The 16,185-nt window shown below is 53.4% G+C and carries 14 protein-coding genes; 6 read left to right on the forward strand and 8 right to left on the reverse strand.

The window, feature by feature from the left end:
- Nucleotides 1-127: 127 nt before the first annotated feature.
- Nucleotides 128-1,444, reverse strand: a complete 1,317-nt coding sequence (locus JRF57_11790; protein MBW2304380.1) for an IS4 family transposase — start codon at nucleotides 1,442-1,444, stop codon at nucleotides 128-130.
- A 362-nt stretch (nucleotides 1,445-1,806) separates the two neighbouring features.
- On the opposite strand from JRF57_11790, the gene panB reads away from it, so the two are divergent.
- From panB to JRF57_11810, 4 genes are all read left to right on the forward strand, one after another.
- On the forward strand, nucleotides 1,807-2,664 hold the full coding sequence (panB, locus tag JRF57_11795; GenBank protein ID MBW2304381.1) for a 3-methyl-2-oxobutanoate hydroxymethyltransferase: 858 nt from the start codon (nucleotides 1,807-1,809) through the stop codon (nucleotides 2,662-2,664).
- 20 nt (nucleotides 2,665-2,684) lie between these two features.
- Nucleotides 2,685-3,950 carry a hypothetical protein gene (locus JRF57_11800; GenBank protein MBW2304382.1) on the forward strand — a complete coding sequence of 422 codons (1,266 nt, stop codon included), beginning with the start codon at nucleotides 2,685-2,687 and terminating at the stop codon, nucleotides 3,948-3,950.
- A gap of 136 nt (nucleotides 3,951-4,086) precedes the next feature.
- Nucleotides 4,087-5,298 carry a PLP-dependent aminotransferase family protein gene (locus JRF57_11805; GenBank protein MBW2304383.1) on the forward strand — a complete coding sequence of 404 codons (1,212 nt, stop codon included), beginning with the start codon at nucleotides 4,087-4,089 and terminating at the stop codon, nucleotides 5,296-5,298.
- 159 nt (nucleotides 5,299-5,457) lie between these two features.
- Nucleotides 5,458-6,186, forward strand: coding sequence for a YdcF family protein (locus JRF57_11810; GenBank protein MBW2304384.1), 729 nt, complete (start codon nucleotides 5,458-5,460; stop codon nucleotides 6,184-6,186).
- Between the two features lie 40 nt (nucleotides 6,187-6,226).
- Here JRF57_11810 and JRF57_11815 read toward each other — a convergent pair whose 3' ends face one another.
- Nucleotides 6,227-8,488 (reverse strand): adenylate/guanylate cyclase domain-containing protein, encoded by a 2,262-nt coding sequence (locus tag JRF57_11815; GenBank protein MBW2304385.1) that lies wholly within the window; start codon nucleotides 8,486-8,488, stop codon nucleotides 6,227-6,229.
- A gap of 428 nt (nucleotides 8,489-8,916) precedes the next feature.
- Here JRF57_11815 and thiD point away from each other — a divergent pair, with 428 nt between their 5' ends.
- Together thiD and thiC are read left to right on the forward strand one after the other, a co-directional pair.
- Entirely contained in the window at nucleotides 8,917-9,693 is a 777-nt protein-coding gene (gene thiD, locus JRF57_11820) for a bifunctional hydroxymethylpyrimidine kinase/phosphomethylpyrimidine kinase (GenBank protein ID MBW2304386.1), read from the forward strand.
- 213 nt (nucleotides 9,694-9,906) lie between these two features.
- The gene (gene thiC / locus JRF57_11825; GenBank protein ID MBW2304387.1) at nucleotides 9,907-11,190 is read left to right on the forward strand and encodes a phosphomethylpyrimidine synthase ThiC; all 1,284 of its coding nucleotides are present in this window, start codon (nucleotides 9,907-9,909) and stop codon (nucleotides 11,188-11,190) included.
- A 6-nt stretch (nucleotides 11,191-11,196) separates the two neighbouring features.
- On the opposite strand, the gene mnmE is transcribed toward thiC, so the two are convergent.
- From mnmE to rpmH, 6 genes are all read right to left on the reverse strand, one after another.
- Entirely contained in the window at nucleotides 11,197-12,588 is a 1,392-nt protein-coding gene (gene mnmE, locus JRF57_11830; GenBank protein ID MBW2304388.1) for a tRNA uridine-5-carboxymethylaminomethyl(34) synthesis GTPase MnmE, read from the reverse strand.
- Between the two features lie 22 nt (nucleotides 12,589-12,610).
- Nucleotides 12,611-13,345 (reverse strand): protein jag, encoded by a 735-nt coding sequence (locus tag JRF57_11835; protein ID MBW2304389.1) that lies wholly within the window; start codon nucleotides 13,343-13,345, stop codon nucleotides 12,611-12,613.
- A 16-nt stretch (nucleotides 13,346-13,361) separates the two neighbouring features.
- Nucleotides 13,362-15,041 (reverse strand): membrane protein insertase YidC, encoded by a 1,680-nt coding sequence (yidC, locus tag JRF57_11840; protein ID MBW2304390.1) that lies wholly within the window; start codon nucleotides 15,039-15,041, stop codon nucleotides 13,362-13,364.
- Nucleotides 15,042-15,119: 78 nt separating this feature from the next.
- Nucleotides 15,120-15,341, reverse strand: coding sequence for a membrane protein insertion efficiency factor YidD (yidD, locus tag JRF57_11845; GenBank protein MBW2304391.1), 222 nt, complete (start codon nucleotides 15,339-15,341; stop codon nucleotides 15,120-15,122).
- Entirely contained in the window at nucleotides 15,325-15,681 is a 357-nt protein-coding gene (gene rnpA / locus JRF57_11850; GenBank protein MBW2304392.1) for a ribonuclease P protein component, read from the reverse strand. Before rnpA ends, yidD begins: the two co-directional genes overlap by 17 nt.
- Nucleotides 15,682-15,719: 38 nt before the next feature.
- Nucleotides 15,720-15,854: a 50S ribosomal protein L34 gene (gene rpmH, locus JRF57_11855; GenBank protein MBW2304393.1), complete on the reverse strand. Its 135-nt coding sequence runs from the start codon at nucleotides 15,852-15,854 to the stop codon at nucleotides 15,720-15,722.
- Nucleotides 15,855-16,185: the final 331 nt, after the last annotated feature.

The following is a 16,185-nucleotide window of genomic DNA, read 5'->3' on the forward strand; positions in this document are numbered from 1 at the left end:
ATCCATACATTGAAGTATTTCGAGGATTAAAATTTGAGCCTGACGCAGCCTGTCACGCAGTAGCCGTGGCGGAGGCGGAAGATTGCGGAAATTGGCCATTTATGGATGGACACTCAATGTCATTAACTTAACCGACCGGCTTATACTGTAGGAAGAATTTTTTTCGCTTGGCTTTGTGCTTACGCGGATATTTTCTTCCCAGTCTGATTGGTTCAATAGTTTTTAGCAAGAGGTCTTGTAATTCAGTGATCAGGTTTTTAATCTGCGCGATGGAGTCATAAAACAGCAAAGCAACCAGTCCTTTACACTTTGAGAGGGCCTGGGTGAAGTTGATTTGATATCGATACTGTTTGCCGGTATCCTCATCCAAATGGTTTTGAATGGGAATTGTTAACATGCGCACCAGGTTTTTGGCGAAGATTGTTGCATGGAAGTCCTGATACACGGACAGGGGGGATTTTCCGGAGAAGTTTTCCACCTCTATTCGACACTTAATAGTTTTGTAGTTTTCTTCAACAGGCCATCTATGGTTATATAGGTTGCTGAACACATGGATAGGATACTGTTGGGTATCAATCAATGAAGTGATCAGAACGACAACATGTCCATTGTTCTCAATGCGGATCAGTCGCAGTTTGAGGGGTGTCAAGTCTAGTCCCATTTGCTTGCACTGGGCCACAGAAGATGCATGAATCGGCAGGTCAATGATTTTTTCAGGCCGACCGGAACGTAAGAACTTGCGAACTACCTTCCATTTGGTGCAGGAAAGTCGAGCGCAAAAGTTGGCATTCATGGACAGTATCAATCTGAAGAGCCACCACGCCGGATATCCTCTGTCGAGCAGAATCAGATCGTTCGGCATCACATTGAGCAAGTGTTGGGCAGCAAGCTCGCGTTCACCGATATCTTTTGGTTTGATGATGGCCTCGATGGTGATCTTATTGAGGACATCAAAAAGTTGAGATACCCTGGCCATGGGAGATGATACTCCCAGGCGACTGTTCCAAACGCCAAAGTGCTGAGCGAGCGTTTCACTTGATGGCAAACGCAAGGTGGAGCCATCAATGGCCAACAACCGAAAGCCCAGCCAGGTACGTGGCTTGAAGTGTTTTTCAAAATAGTTGATAAGATGTTGGTTCAGTTCGATAAAGGCTTCGAACTTCAATTTCATACGAGCTTTGCTTAGAGCTGCCTTGGAGACAATACGCCTAGCCACATCAAAGCGGCAAACGGTTTTGAAGAACTTGTCCAGCTCATCCTGATATGAGCCTTTGACAAAATTGATCAGAAAAACAATCAGTACGTGAAAGGGGAGTTTCCTCTGGCGTGTAAAATCATTTTGATGTTGACGGTGGCGGCAGATAAATGAGGGAGAAATGATGATTCGTTTAATGAATTCAATTGCATCGGCACATATATTGAAAATCAGGTTTCGTGCCAACATGAACAACATCATCGTGATTTTTCGGCATGGTATGCTCCTTTCGTGTATGTATTGATTACTTCTTTTTATTGAAAGCGAGTATACCATGCCACCCTCTAAAAAGAAAGGATATTCTTAATATATCTGAATGGTTATGCCCTTTTGCTACCACTTAAGTTAATGACATTGGATGGGCACTAGTAAATGAGCATTTTGAGCCTCATTTTAACCCGAGCATCTGCAAGCGTAGTAGTTTTTCAGCGGCCTGCGAGGGAAGGGAATGCAGGGACAGCTCCCGTTGAACGAATTTTCGGATTTACCCGGCGGTCGGATCCTTGTCTTTGAGATGTGCTTCTATTCAGTACCCTGATGGGAGGAAAACAATGGAAAAGAGAAAACTGGCGATTCATGATTTTGTGAAGATGAAGGAGGAGGGGAGAAAGATCACCTGGATTACTTCCTATGATTTCCCTACCGCGCAGTTTGCAGAAGCCGCCGGAATGGACATGATCCTGGTGGGTGATTCCCTGGGGATGTGCGTGTATGGCTATGAAGGGACGGTTCCCGTCACCATGGACCAATGCATCGTGCATTGCGAGGCGGTGAGGAGGGGCGCTCCCAACACCTTCGTGGTAGGTGATATGCCTCTGGGCAGTTACCAGGTCTCGGATGAAGAGGCCGCCAGGAACGCCATACGATTCCTCAAGGAGGCCGGGGTGGACGCCATCAAGCTGGAGGGCGGAAAGCGGGTGCTCTCCAGAATCCGGGCGATCTTGGACGCCGGGATCGTCGTTATCGGGCATATCGGCCTCACACCACAGAGTTCGGGGCAGATGGGGGGACACAAGGCCCAGGGAAGAACCGCGGAATCGGCGAGGCTCGTCATCGAGGACGCTCTGGCCATAGAGGAAGCGGGAGCCCAGATGCTCCTCATAGAGGCGGTACCGCCTGAGGTGTCGGGATTTATCACCCGAAGGCTCAAGATCCCGGTCCTGTCCATCGGCGCGGGCGCCGAATGCGACGGCCAGCTCCTGATCGTGTCCGACCTGATCGGGCAATTCACCGCCTTTACACCCAAATTCGTCAGACGATACGCCAACGTGGCGGAAGTCGTCACGAACGCCCTGAAGGAATACGCCCGTGATGTGAGATCCGGGGCGTTCCCGACGGATGATCATTGTTATCACATGATCAAAGGGGAGAAAGAGAAGTTCTACGAACTTATCCGGGAGTACGAATAGTTGGATTGGAGGGAGGCCCCATGTCAGGTTTGAGAGATAGGCTGAGGATTTCAGCCGATCGATTGGAAGAAATCAATGAGTTTTTACTGGATCCGGACAACCCATTGATAAATGAATTCCTGAAGATAGTGGAAAAATACGGCGGTCCGGAAGAGATCAACCGCAAGGCGAAGGAAGCACGCAACCTGGACAACCTGAAGGGGAGACTGAGAGAGATAAGTTCCCCCTACCTGAAGGACCTCGAGTGGCTGGAAGAACAGCGGGAGAAGAAGTCTTTCGTCTCCATGGAGGACTATCGAAGGCGGATCCTGGGGGATAGGGCGGACGGGTGGAGAGTTCAAGGAGATACGGCCGTCACCCTTGAAATATCGGCCCTCCAGTTTTTCCCTTGGCTCATTTCCGAGGCCAGGTGCGCCATTGAAAAACGACAACTCATGCCCGGCAGATATATCCGTGTGCGAAACATGAAGGAGCAAGAGAGGGACCAGGGGGATATACTGGCGGTGGCGGCGGCCATGCAGATCGTGGGGGCCACCTATGTGGAGACCCTGGATACCAGGGGAACCGACGGATCCAACGTTCATCTGGGTGGACCGGAGACGATAACCGGGTATTTCGGCGGTGTGGGAGAGCCCAACGACTACCCCCTGAAATGGGTGGAGGAGTACCTCTATTATTATACGGAGTACGGCATTCGCCAGGTCCTCAATGTGAATGCGGGGACGATACTCCTGGCCTTCCTGCTCCACAAGCTGGGGATCGACAACGAGTTCAAGATATCGGTCTATACAGGACACGACAATCCTTTCGCCGTTCTTTGGACCCTGGCGGGCGCCAGGCTGTTTTCCCGTCAGGATGGGACCACCAGCCTCATCGGGTTGAATTTCTCCAACTCCGTTAACAACGACACGATCCTGGCAAGCCACCGTATCCGCAAAGCCATGGGTTTTGAAGAGACGGTACGTTTTGAACACCACATCACCGAGACCTGGAAATCCATTGTGGTTCAACCTTACAACCGGCGTGACGAACTGGTGGAGATCGCCAAGAAGGTGCCCAATATATCGGCCAAGCACGAGGGGGGCGATGAGCACGTGGAAAAGACACGCGAACACCCGACGGATATCCTGGAGTATTTCCTGGCAAAGGAGGAGATCCTTGAAAAGGGTCTGATGGAAGCCCTGGAACGGAACTACCTGGACAAGCACGAGGCCGTTAACGCCACCGCCGATGCCCTCACCAGGGCCGGTATCGACGTTGTCTGCGCCTGGAATCTTCATCGCTGAGAAGGTGAAAGGCAAAAATCCCCTGATGGCCTGCGGCCGTAAAAGGGCTGCTCCCGGAGACCCCGAGAGGGCACTCAGGCCGCGTACCCGCGGGATATGGCCGGTTTCCCCTGACTTTTCTTCCATGGAGGTCTTCATGCCCCGTCCCATAGAGCTGTTATACTCCAGGACCACCGCGTCCATGAAACACTCCTTTATTCGGGAGATCCTGAAGGTGACCAAGGGTGTCCCCGGTATGATTTCCTTCGCCGGGGGCCTTCCGAGTCCGGATGCCTTTCCGAAAAAGCTTCTTGCCGATCTCTTCTTCAAAGTCCTTCGCGAGGAAGGCGATGAAGTCCTTCAGTACGGCGCCAGCGACGGTGACATGGTCTTCAAGGAAATCATCAAGGATTTCGAGGAGGTCCCCTATCTTTCAAACAGCGAGATCATGATCACCGTGGGGTCCACGAACGGCATTTACTACTTTACGAGGACCCTTGTGGACCCGGGGGATTACGTCATCTGCGAGGCACCCGGGTTCCCCGGCTCCCTTGCGGCCATGGAGGCATGCGGAGCGCGAATGATCGGTGTCGAGATGGATGAGTTCGGCATGATCCCTGAACAACTGGAAATGACCCTCAAGGGGCTCTTTGATGGGGGTAGATCCGTCAAGTTCATCTATGTGATCCCCGAATTTCAGAATCCGACGGGTAAAACCATGGATCTCCAACGCCGCCGAAGGATCATCGAGATTGCAATGGAATTCGACCTGCCTATTCTCGAGGATCAGCCCTATAGGGAGCTCCGTTACAGCGGCGAGAGAATCATCACTCTCTGGGAACTGGCCAGGACGGAGTTCGATGACCCCAAACGGGTCACCATTGCCAAATCCTTCTCCAAGATCCTGGGCCCCGGGTTGAGGCTGGGATTTGCGGCGGGCCCACCAGAGATACTCGGCCCCATGGTCAAGTGGGCCCAGAAAAGTACCGTAAGTCCCGATTGCGTAACTCAACGGGTAACCGCGCGATTTATTGAAAGGGGCCTGATGCGGGAGCACATCAGGAAAATAATCGACCTCTACCGTCCCCGCAGAGACGCCATGCTGGAAGCCCTTGATGCCCACATGCCGCCGGATGCACGATGGACCGTTCCGGAGGGAGGGATGTTTATATGGGTGAGCCTTGATCAAGGATTGAATACCGACAGGCTCTTCGACAGGGCGCTCGAGCACCAGGTGGCCTTCATTCCCGGGAGCAAGTTCTACCCGGAGGGAATCGTGAAGTCCAATGAGCTGCGACTGAATTTTTCCTATACTGACGTGGACTTGATTCACGAGGGAATCAAGCGGTTGGGGAATCTGCTCTGTTGAACCTTCCGCCCTGGGTTGTAACATCCCGCTGGCTTTCAGAACGCCTCCCATTTTGTTATAATCACTCCCGTGTCAGAGAATTTTTCAACGAATCCTGGCAGAGGCAAGGAACGGATAAGGGCGTTTCCTCTGGGGATTGACGTGCGGCGGGATTTTTTCTTGAAAGGCGGGAGAGAATCGGGGAGGGAAACCGGGGGGTATGTCCCGGACGGGACGGTCCAACCGGGCGAGAGGAAGCCTCCTTCGCCCACAAAGGCATCGCGGGCCAAGTGGGTCCTTTTCATTTCGGCGATCTTCTACCTTCTCCTTGCCAGTTATTACGGATCCATCCTGGCCTTCATGGGGCGGTACCTGATCGTATCCCATCCCCTCCGTAAGGCCGATCTGGTTGTATGCCTTTCCGGTCGAAACATCGAGAGGGGGCTGGCGTCGGCCGATGTTTACAAGGCCGGATATGCGGCCAAGGTATTCATGGCGCGCGAGATGCCTCCCGACGGGTATTCCATTCTGAGGGAGCGGGGAATTACCTACCCGGAAACAGTGGACCTTTTGAAAAGGATGCTCGTGGCCCTGGGCATCCCGGACTCCGCCCTGATAGTCTCTGAGAACCCCGTCAAGGGGACCTTTGAGGAGGCCATGGTCGTAAGGAGGTACGTGAGGCGGCACGGATTGCATTCCTTGATTCTCGTCACCTCTCCTACCCATGCCCGGCGGGCCTGGCTGACCTTCAGGAGGGTATTCAAGGAGGATTCCGTCTGGATCGGGGTCCATCCTACTCCCTATTCCCGTTTCAATCCTCAGGACTGGTGGACCCAGAGAAGATACCTGAAGGAAGTGACCCTGGAGTATCAGAAATTGCTCTACTACTTGTTGATGAATCGGTTGTGAGGGAAGGAAGAGAGATATTCAGCTCCGGGAGCCGATCCGCTCACTTTGTTGACATGACGTAAACGCCGTCCCAATCCGTTCCAGGCGGGTGGGCCTTGAGTCTCAGGCAGCGTTTCACGTAGATTCGGGCTGCGCGCAGTTCTCCGTCCATCTCCACGATCCTTTGAAAGATACGCCGCGCTTCGTCCCAGCGCTGCTGCCGGTAGAAATCCAGCCCTTTGTGAAAGAGGGCCACTACTTCCTTTTTGCTTTCGTCCATGTCCATCGGCCCCAGCAATTGGTAGATCCGAACCGGCTTCTGCTTCCCCTTGACCCGAACACTGTCCAATTCCATGCAGGTGAAATCGTCCCTCACCCTCTCGTAGGTGAACTCGCTGATCAATATGCGGGTCCCGTACCGCTTGTTGGCTCCTTCGAGGCGCGATCCGAGATTGACTGCATCTCCCATGACTGTATAGTCGAAGCGCTGTTCGGATCCCATGTTGCCGACCATCATCATCCCCGAGTTGATACCGATCCCGATCTCAAGCGGCCTTTTCCCCTCCTCGACCCATTTCTCGTTGAGTCCTTTAAGGGCCTGCACCATGTCCAAGGCGGTGGTGCAGGCCCTGTGGGCATGATCGGCTTGATCCAGGGGGGCGCCGAACACGGCCATGATGGCATCTCCTATGTATTTGTCCAAGGTCCCCTCATATTTGAAAACGATATCGGTCATCACGGTGAGATATTCATTCAGGAGGCGCACCAACTCTTCCGGAGACAGGCCCTCGGAGATCGTCGTGAATCCCCTGATATCTGAAAAAAGAACGGAGAGATTTTTCTTCTCTCCCCCCAGCTTAAGTTTTCCGGGGGTTTTCAACATTTCATTCGCAACGGCCCCGGAGACATAGTAACTGAAGGCGTTTTTGACCTTCTTCCTCTCCCGTTCCTCCGTGAAGTAGTAAAACAGAGTAAGGGACGTGTAAACCAGAAGCACAGTGAGGAGCGGATAGACCAGATTGACCCAGTACCCGTGGTGGATGAAAAGCCACCTGCCGATGAGGATATGGACAAGGAAGAGCCCCATGGCGTAAAGGAATCCCCTTATCGCGCTGAGCCGCGGGAGGCCCAATCCGGTCAAGAGCCCCAGGATGACGATGGCCAGCAGATCGTGGGTGACGGCCCATCGGGGCTTTCGCAGGAAATCCTTTTTGAGAATGTTGTCCATGACCGTAGCATGGATCTCAAGACCGGTGAACCCTGGTCCGAAAGGGGTGTTTCTCGTATCAAAGGTCCCCTTGGCCGTGGATCCCACCAGCACGATCTTGTTGGTGAAGGTCCCCTTGGAAAACTTTTTTTGAAGGATATCCGCCGCGGAATAATGGGGAAAGGTCTTGGGAGGCCCCAGATAATTTATGAGAAACTGGCCGCTCTCCTCGGTGGGGATGAAAGTCCTTCCCATTTGAATGCCGTCGATGCCGTAGTCGTTGATTCGGACCATGAGCTGGGGCTTGTCCAGGTACTGCCAAAGGGCCTGGAGGGAAAGGGGCATGTATAGGCCCTCCCCGCACTTTACGACCAGGGGGAACCATCGGATCACCCCGTCCGGATCCGGAATGACACTGATGCAGCCGGTGCCGTCCGCGGCCCGGCTCAGGATCGGAAGGGGGCTTTCTGGGGCATAGGCATTCAGGAAGATCTCTTCCGGCAGGGCTCCCAGGCCGGTTTTTTTTATCAGGGGATATTTGGACGAGGCGATGGCCCTGAGACTTTCCTCAAGACCTTTTCCCGGCAGTGGATGATCGGGGTCGTCTTGTTCCATGTGAAAAAAGTAGCCCAGGATCACCTTGGAGGCGGATCCTTCGAGGCTTCTGGCCAGAAAGAGATCGTTGTCAGCTTTGATGCCGTTCCTGCGAATATAGGCATCGAGGCGGGGATCCCGAATTCCGAGGGAGCGGATTTCCCGGTTCAGGTCCTTGATGAGAGAGAGAACCTGAGAATCTTCCGGTTCGGAGAGGACCAGGTCCAGGGCGATGACCTTGGCTCCATCCCTGGAGATGAGGTCGACGAGTTCTGCGATCCGGTTCCTGGGCCAGGGCCACCGCCCTACCAGATCCAGGCTCTTCTCATCAATGGCCGCCAAGACGATTTCTTCCGAGGGTTTCTTGACACCTTTAGAAAGAAACCGTAAATCATAGGCCTTCCATTCCAGGAGATCCAGGAGGGAAACGCCCGCGAGGAAGATCACCAGGACCAGGAGAATGAGGCCCGTCGTGATGGAGATCGGATTCAAAGAGAAAAGGGTTTTAAAAATTTTCTTCATGGCTGACGGGAACGCTGGATACTCGGGTCTATTATGGATCCCATTTTTTACTATCGGGTTGGAAACAGGGAAGCATTAGAGATTAGGGGCCATCTCCGGAAATATCGATTTGAAGGGTTTGAGGCACGTGATAAAACGGATGCGAGTGATATCGAGAAAGGGATGAGGGCTTCTGGTTTTAGGTTGACAGGGGCCAGGCTGGTTGTTAGTTTGGTTTTATTAAGAAAAATGATTGGTTACGGAGGCCCTGCAGGATAGGGGGGCCTTTTTGACTCCCTGGGCAGTGTTATCTCTGATCTTACGAGGAGCTCGCCCGGGGGGTGCCCTCTTATGCCGCTTCATCCGACAATCCGAAGCGCGCATGTGTGGATCCCTCATCCGGGCTTTACTCCCCGCCGCTGAGAAGGGAATGGGGGCCTTGATCGGGAATGAAATTCGTTCTGACCATAGCCGGTTCCGATTCCTGCGGGGGAGCCGGAATGCAGGCCGACATCAAGACCATTACCAGCCTGGGTGCCCATGCCCTGAGCGTCCTGACGGCCCTCACCGCACAGAACTCTATGGGTATTGCAGAGTGCTTGGAAGTTCCGGCACAATTTGTTCGAAGGCAGTTTGAGTCAATCCTGGAGGACGTCACGCCGGATGCCGTAAAGATCGGAATGTTGGGGACCGGGGAAAACGTAAGGGAGATCGCCGGATTGATCGGGGAGGGCGGAATCGGCCCCATTGTGCTGGATCCTGTTCTGAAGGCCTCGACTGGTTCCCATCTATTGGATCCGGAAGCCGTTTCCGAACTGAAGGAGGTGCTCTTTCCCCTGGTATCGGTCGTGACCCCCAACCTGGAAGAGGCTGAGGCGTTGACAGGCCTGAGGATCGGCGCCCTGGAGGAAATGGAAGAGGCCGCAAGACTCATCAAGCGTCGGGGGCCGGACGTGGTGATCAAAGGGGGGCACCTGGAAGGGGATCCCGTGGATCTTGTATTGGCCGGGCGAGAAATCCACGTTTTAAGAGGCGAAAGATTGAAGTCGAAGCACACCCACGGTACGGGGTGCGTCTTTTCTTCCTCATTGACGGTTTTCCTTGCTGAGGGAGAAAAGCTTCCCCAGGCGGCACGCCGCGCCAAGGCCTTCACGAGGAAGGCTATCGAGGGAGGGTATTCCTGCGGGAGGGGCAGCGGGCCCGTAAATCCGGGAATCGTTGAATGAGATACCCTGCAGGCTCCAAAAAAGGCACCCTGCTTGGACACCTGAGCAAGGGGTGGGGCATGTGTGGTGGTGAACCTGCACCGGGGTGGGGTTTGAGAAGGATGACAGTAAGCGTTTCAGAAGTGGCAGAGTTAGGAATTCCGCCGAAGGGCGGCTTTTTTGGCGGAGCCCGGCAAGGGCCGCCGATACTTGATTTGGAAGGAACAAGGAACCATGACACAGATGTCAAAGGCTAGGGCCGGCATCATCACACCTGAGATGGAGGCGGTAGCCGCCCGGGAACAGGTGGATGTGCAGTGGCTCAGGGACAAAATTGCTGAAGGTAAAGTCGTCATTCCCGCCAATGTCAATCATTCGGGCTTGGAGCCCTGCGGTATAGGGGAAGGATTGACGATCAAGGTGAACGCGAATATCGGCACTTCATCCGATAGGGCCGATCTCCAGGAGGAACTGGAGAAGTTGGAGGCCGCCGAAGAGGCCGGAGCGGACTCAGTGATGGACCTTTCGACAGGTGGGGATATCGGCTTTTTCAGAAAAAATATCCTTGCCCGTACCTCGAAACCCCTTGGAACGGTGCCGATCTACCAGGCCGTGGTGGACACGGTGAACGAGCGGGGAGGGCTCATCCATCTCACCGTGGACAAGATCTTCGAGGTCATAGAGGAGCAGGCCGCCGACGGGGTGGACTTCATGACGGTGCATTGCGGGGTGACCCGGGCCGCCTTGGAAATGCTAAGGGACCAAGGGAGGATCACGGGAATCGTAAGTCGCGGCGGCGCGTTTCTGACAACCTGGATGCTCCACCACGACAAGGAAAACCCCCTGTATGAGAATTTCGACAGGTTACTGGAAATCGCGGTGAAGTATGATGTCACCTTGAGCCTCGGGGACGGTCTGAGGCCGGGGTGTTTGGCAGATGCAACGGACAGGGCCCAAATCCATGAACTGATGACCCTCGGACAACTGACCCGTTGGGCTTGGGAAAAGGACGTCCAGGTCATGATCGAAGGTCCGGGACATGTCCCCTTGAATCAGATCCGGGCCAACATCCTTTTGCAGAAACAGCTTTGCCACGGGGCGCCTTTTTACGTGCTCGGGCCCTTGGTCACCGATATCGCGGCCGGTTACGATCACGTGGCCTGCGCCATCGGGGGGGCTGTCGCTGGAGAGGCCGGAGCGGACTTCCTCTGTTACGTCACCCCGACGGAGCATCTCTGCCTGCCAAGACCCGAGGACGTGAGGGAGGGGGTAATCGTTACTCGGATCGCTGCCCATGCCGCCGATATCGCGCGCGGAAATGCGATGGCCCTTGAACGGGACAGGGAGATGTCTGTGGCAAGGGGCAAGCTGGACTGGGAGAAGCAATTGGAGTTCGTGATCGATCCGAAAAAGGCCAGGAAGCTCAGAGAAGAAAACCCTCCGGGCGAGGACGATGTGTGTACCATGTGCGGGAAGTTCTGCGCCATAAAGACGGTGAAGGATTATTTGCGGAAATGAAAATCTTCACTTGCCGATGCAGAAGCGGCTGAAAATTCTATCCAGGATCTCCTCCGGGGCCGTTTCCCCTATAATGGCTCCGAGTGCTTCCATGCCCCCCTGGATTTCCACGGCGACCAGGTCCAGGGGGAGGCCTTCCTTGAGGACCTTTATCGCCCTCTTGAAATAAACCGAAGCCTCTTCCAAAGCATTTTTTTGCCTCAGGTTGGGAGCGATGGGGGAGGTGGAGGTATCCGTCTCACCGCTCAGAACCCGGTCCCGGACTGCCTTTTGAAGCTGATTGATCCCGTGTCCGGTCAGGGCCGATACTTTGACCAAAGGCACGTCTTCGACCAGATCCAGCACCTTTTTTTCTTCGATCCTCGGGGGAAGATCAATCTTGTTCAGGATGACCAGGCTCTTCTTTTTGTCGGCTCTTGCCAGGATATCCAGGTCTTCCGGGGCCAGGGGACGGCTCCGATCCAGGACGATGAGAGAGAGATCGGCCTCGGCGAGTTTTCTCTCAGCCATACGGATCCCCAGTCTCTCTACTTCTCCCTGGACCTTCCTGAACCCGGCCGTATCCATCAGCCGCAAGGGAATGCCGTCGATATAGAGTGTGGACTCGATGATGTCTCTCGTGGTTCCCGGTATGGGGGTGACAATGGCCTTTTCCTCGTTCAGGAGGCGGTTGAGAAGGCTGGATTTCCCCACGTTGACCCGCCCGACGAGAACGGTGCGCAGTCCCTCCATCCATACTTTCCGCTGCTGGTGGGCGGTCATGATCTCCTCCATCGGGTGGAGAATATCCCATTCCATCTTGCGGGCTGTTTCCTCCCGGTCAAGGAGGGCATCCTCTTCCTCCGGGAAGTCGACGGCCACCTCGATGCGGGCGAGGATGTCTATGAGGATCCGACGGAAGGCGGAGATTTTTTCTCCCAAGCGGCCGGCGATCTGCTGGGATGCCAACTGCAATCCCCGTTGAGACCGGGAATGGATCAGATCCACGACCGCCTCGGCCTGGGTGAGATCGATCCTTCCGTTCATGAAGGCACGAAAGGTGAATTCTCCGGGGTCCGCGGGTCTCGCCCCCTCCTGGAGCACGATCTCGAGAATCCTGGAGAGCAACAGGAAGCCGCTGTGGGAATTGATTTCCACGACATCTTCCCGCGTGTAGGAGCGGGGGGCCTTCATGTAGCTCAGCAGGACTTCATCGATCATGGCCCCGGACCGGGGGTCCACCAGCGAACCCAGGTAAAGGCGGTGGCTTTTGAGGTGTTGGGTTTTTTTCCTGGGAATGAAGATGCGCTTGGCGATTTCCAAGGCGCGGGGGCCACTGAGGCGGATGATGCCGATACCCGCCTGTCCGATGGGAGTGGCCACGGCGGCGATCGTATCATCCAGGGGTTTTCCGTTCATGGGCCCTCACGGGTCGAATGCGCTACTTCTTGGGTATGATGACCACCTTTTTCATCAGGCCTTCCCCCCGACTCCTCGTATCCAGTTGGGGGTCATCCTTCAAGGCAAGATGAACGATTCGCCGGTCGCGGGGGTTCATGGGATTGGTGGTTATGGGTTTTCTCAGCCTCTTGGCCTTTTCTCCCATCTTGTGGGCCATCTGGACGAGGGATTCTTCTCTCCTTTTCCGATAGTTCTCGGAATCGACGACCACGTTGATCTTTTTGTCCAGGGCCTTGTTCACGATCTTGTTGACGATAAATTGGAGAGCGTCGAGGGTTTTCCCTTTCCGACCGATCAAAAGACCGGATCGATCCCCTTCGATGTTGAGGTTGATCTTTCCGTCGCTCTGGGAGGCACGGATGGTCGCGTCTACCGGAATCAAGTTCAGGATTTTTTCCAGGGTTTCCTGTGCCACGGACAGGGTTCGATCGGTCTCATCAGGGATTGCCTTTTCACCTTGAGCTTGCGGTTCCCCCAGAGCATCCTGTAGATTATCGATTATCTCTTCCTGATCAACCGGTTCTGTTTCTTCTTCAGTGATTTCCTTGAAGGTCACTCTGATTTTTGCCTTCTTGCCGCCGACTAGTCCGAAAATTCCTGCGGACCCCGGCTCAATGATATCGATATCGAGTTCTTCAACGGGCAGATTCAACTCGCGGGAAGCATTCTGGATGGCCTCTTCCGTTGTTTTACCTTCGAATTCGTAGGTTCCCATATTTTTCCTCCAATAATTATGACGAACTTTTCATGATGCGGTACTGCTGGCCGATCGACAGGATGTTATTGGTTAGCCAATACAGTACCAAACCGGAAGGAAAATTGATGAACATGACGGTGAAAACGAGGGGCAAAAACATCATGAGTTTCGCCTGGGCGGGATCTCCCGGTGTTGGTGTCATTTTTTGCTGGATGAGCATTGATGCCCCCATCAACAGTGTGAGCACGGGAATACCGTAAGGGGGAGCCATCAAGGGGATCTTGAAGGGGAAGTGGAAAAGCCTGTCAGGCGCGGACAAGTCATTGATCCAAAGGACAAAGGGTGCGTGGCGCAATTCGATGGCGTTCCCAAGGATTCTGAAAAGGGCGAAAAAGACTGGGATCTGGATGAGCATCGGGAGACACCCTCCCAGTGGATTGACCTTGTATGTCTTGTAAAGGGACATCAATTCCTTGTTGAGCTGTTCCTTGTTGTTCTTGTATTTTTCCCTCAATCTGGCCATGTGGGGCTGCAATTTCTGCATCTCCTTCATGGACTTGTAACTCTTGTGGGTCAAGGGCCAGAAGAGAATCTTGATGAGCACCGTGAGGATGATGATCGCCACCCCGTAATTTCCAACGTATTTATAAAAGAAACGGAGGGTATAGAGAAGGGGCTTGGCGATCCAGTCGAACCAGCCGAAGTTGATGGCACGATCCAGATCTTTTCCAAGGGACTTTAGTATGGTCAGGTCACGGGGACCTAAATAGAGGGTGAAGCGGGCTGTAAAGACCCCGCCGGGGGGGATCGAGAAGGGTGAAGACGCATAGGTTCCCACAACGGCGCCTGAAGGCGTAAGTCGTCCTCGGGCTTGGGCCTTTTCGCGGATTTCTGGGATGAGGGCCGTCATGAAGTGGTGATCCTCGTATGCCATCCAGTCGATCCTGCCGGAGAAGGACTTCTCATCCTTCATCTTCTTGGGGGGGACCTCCTTCAGTTTTTCATCCAGAAGAAGGGCCAGGCCTGAGAAGGAAGAATATCCTCCACTTTTTTCCGGCGGAAGGTTTTGGATGGATCCTGACACTTTCCCGTCCAGGGATCGGTTAGTGCTGTTTTTGAAGACCAGATTCAGGTCGATGGGATACTTGTCCGGATGGATGCGGAAGGTCTGGGTCAGGATAAGCCCTTCTGCAGTGACCGCACGGAAGATGAGATCCTGGGGCGAGGATCCCTCCTTCAGAATGATAGATTCCTGGTCCGTCTGGTAGATGATCCGTTGCGGATTCCTGGCTGTGATAGGTTGAAATGCCATTTCAACCAATCCACCTGAACTGTTCTTAAGATGCACCAGTTCGACGGGCGGAGAACCCTTGGCCGTGGATTGGCGGTAGCGTTTGAGCTTAAAGCTGGTGATCGTGGGGCCGGCCGTTGAAAATTCCGCCCGGTAAAGGGGGGTATCGACAATGACTTTCTTGGCCTCGGCGTTTTCAGCAAGAGGGGCTATAAGTCGATCTCCTTCCCCTTGCAAGGCCTTTGTATTATCGGATTGCCCCAGAGATGAGTTTTCTCGGGAAGGCGCAGCGGCCGTTTTCAAGTCGGTTTTCGCCTTTTCCTCCCCCTCGCGGGATGTTCGAGGGGGGGGTTGGAAAAGGGTAGACCAAAAGATCAAGACAAGAAAAGACAGGACAAAGGCGATAATCGTTCTTTTTTCCATTTAGCAAAACCTTAACCGTGAGAGAAGGATCGCACACCTTCTCTTCCCTGTGATGTGAGGTCAAGGAGGGAGATCGGACTAACGCAAAGGATCATATCCTCCCGGATGAAAAGGATGGCATTTCAAGAGCCTGAGCAATGATAAACCAAAGCCCTTAAAAAGACCATACTTTTCAAAAGCCTGGCGGGCATAGGTCGAGCATGAGGGATAAAAGCGGCATGAAGGGAGGAAAAAAGGGGATATCCATTTCTGGTAAATCCATATAAATCCAATGGGGACGAATCTAAGATTGGACCCCATCCTTTTTAAGCAGGATATGTTCACCCAGTTCCTCTTTTACATCCCAATAGGTAAGGTCCCCGGCTCCTCTCTTCGCGATGAAAAGGAAGTCGTGACCCGGAGGTAAGTCGCCCTTGTGAAGCCTGAAAAATTCCCTGAGGAGGCGCTTGATCCTGTTTCTCTTGACCGCATTCCCTGTCTTTTTACTTACAGTAATCCCTAATCTCGATATGCCCAGCCCGTTTTTCATGAATATAACAGTAAAATGCTCAGTTTGAAATCGTTTTCCCGCTCGATTTAGATTGACAAAATCCCTGCGATTCAATAATCTCTCATTCTTTGAAAATGAGAATGAATTCATGAAAGTATCAGGACTGGTTGTAGGAATCGGAACGGGTGTCAAACGGTCAGCCGTTTTCGTCCCTTGGCTCTCCTTCGCTTGAGAACCTTAATGCCCCCGCTGGACCGCATTCGCGCTCGGAAACCATGTGCTCTTGCCCTTTTTAAATTGCTTGGCTGATATGTCCTTTTCATGTGCTATAATACCCGTGATTGAATTGAAATTGGAATAAACTTTCTTTTAATCAGAATATGGTTTCATTGTCAAGCGTGTAGTAATAAAATGGGGTCATCACAACCCGGTAGGACCTTCCTTCCGGTGCCATGTGTGATTCCTCCCGGGCTCATTCGTTTATTGTATTAATCTAAAAGCGCGGATCGACCCTGGGGAAAGGGTCGGTTATTTAGTGTTCATCCATAAATGAGAAAATTTGTGCAAGGTCAAGGAAGGCGAAAATTTTAACCGCAGGAATACATTGAAGTATTTCGAGGATTAAAATTTGAGCCTGACGCAGAGATTGCGGAA

The organism is Deltaproteobacteria bacterium (genome assembly GCA_019310525.1).
Lineage (GTDB): Bacteria > Desulfobacterota > DSM-4660 > Desulfatiglandales > HGW-15 > JAFDEE01.

Excerpts from the sequence above, each read along its gene's own strand:
- JRF57_11790 (MBW2304380.1), bottom strand. The coding sequence starts at position 1,444 with ATGTTGGCACGAAACCTGATTTTCAATATATGTGCCGATGCAATTGAA.
- panB (MBW2304381.1), top strand. The coding sequence starts at position 1,807 with ATGGAAAAGAGAAAACTGGCGATTCATGATTTTGTGAAGATGAAGGAG.
- JRF57_11800 (MBW2304382.1), top strand. The coding sequence starts at position 2,685 with ATGTCAGGTTTGAGAGATAGGCTGAGGATTTCAGCCGATCGATTGGAA.
- JRF57_11805 (MBW2304383.1), top strand. The coding sequence starts at position 4,087 with ATGCCCCGTCCCATAGAGCTGTTATACTCCAGGACCACCGCGTCCATG.
- JRF57_11815 (MBW2304385.1), bottom strand. The coding sequence starts at position 8,488 with ATGAAGAAAATTTTTAAAACCCTTTTCTCTTTGAATCCGATCTCCATC.
- thiD (MBW2304386.1), top strand. The coding sequence starts at position 8,917 with ATGAAATTCGTTCTGACCATAGCCGGTTCCGATTCCTGCGGGGGAGCC.
- thiC (MBW2304387.1), top strand. The coding sequence starts at position 9,907 with ATGACACAGATGTCAAAGGCTAGGGCCGGCATCATCACACCTGAGATG.
- mnmE (MBW2304388.1), bottom strand. The coding sequence starts at position 12,588 with ATGAACGGAAAACCCCTGGATGATACGATCGCCGCCGTGGCCACTCCC.
- JRF57_11835 (MBW2304389.1), bottom strand. The coding sequence starts at position 13,345 with ATGGGAACCTACGAATTCGAAGGTAAAACAACGGAAGAGGCCATCCAG.
- yidC (MBW2304390.1), bottom strand. The coding sequence starts at position 15,041 with ATGGAAAAAAGAACGATTATCGCCTTTGTCCTGTCTTTTCTTGTCTTG.
- yidD (MBW2304391.1), bottom strand. The coding sequence starts at position 15,341 with ATGGGGTCCAATCTTAGATTCGTCCCCATTGGATTTATATGGATTTAC.
- rnpA (MBW2304392.1), bottom strand. The coding sequence starts at position 15,681 with ATGAATTCATTCTCATTTTCAAAGAATGAGAGATTATTGAATCGCAGG.
- rpmH (MBW2304393.1), bottom strand. The coding sequence starts at position 15,854 with ATGAAAAGGACATATCAGCCAAGCAATTTAAAAAGGGCAAGAGCACAT.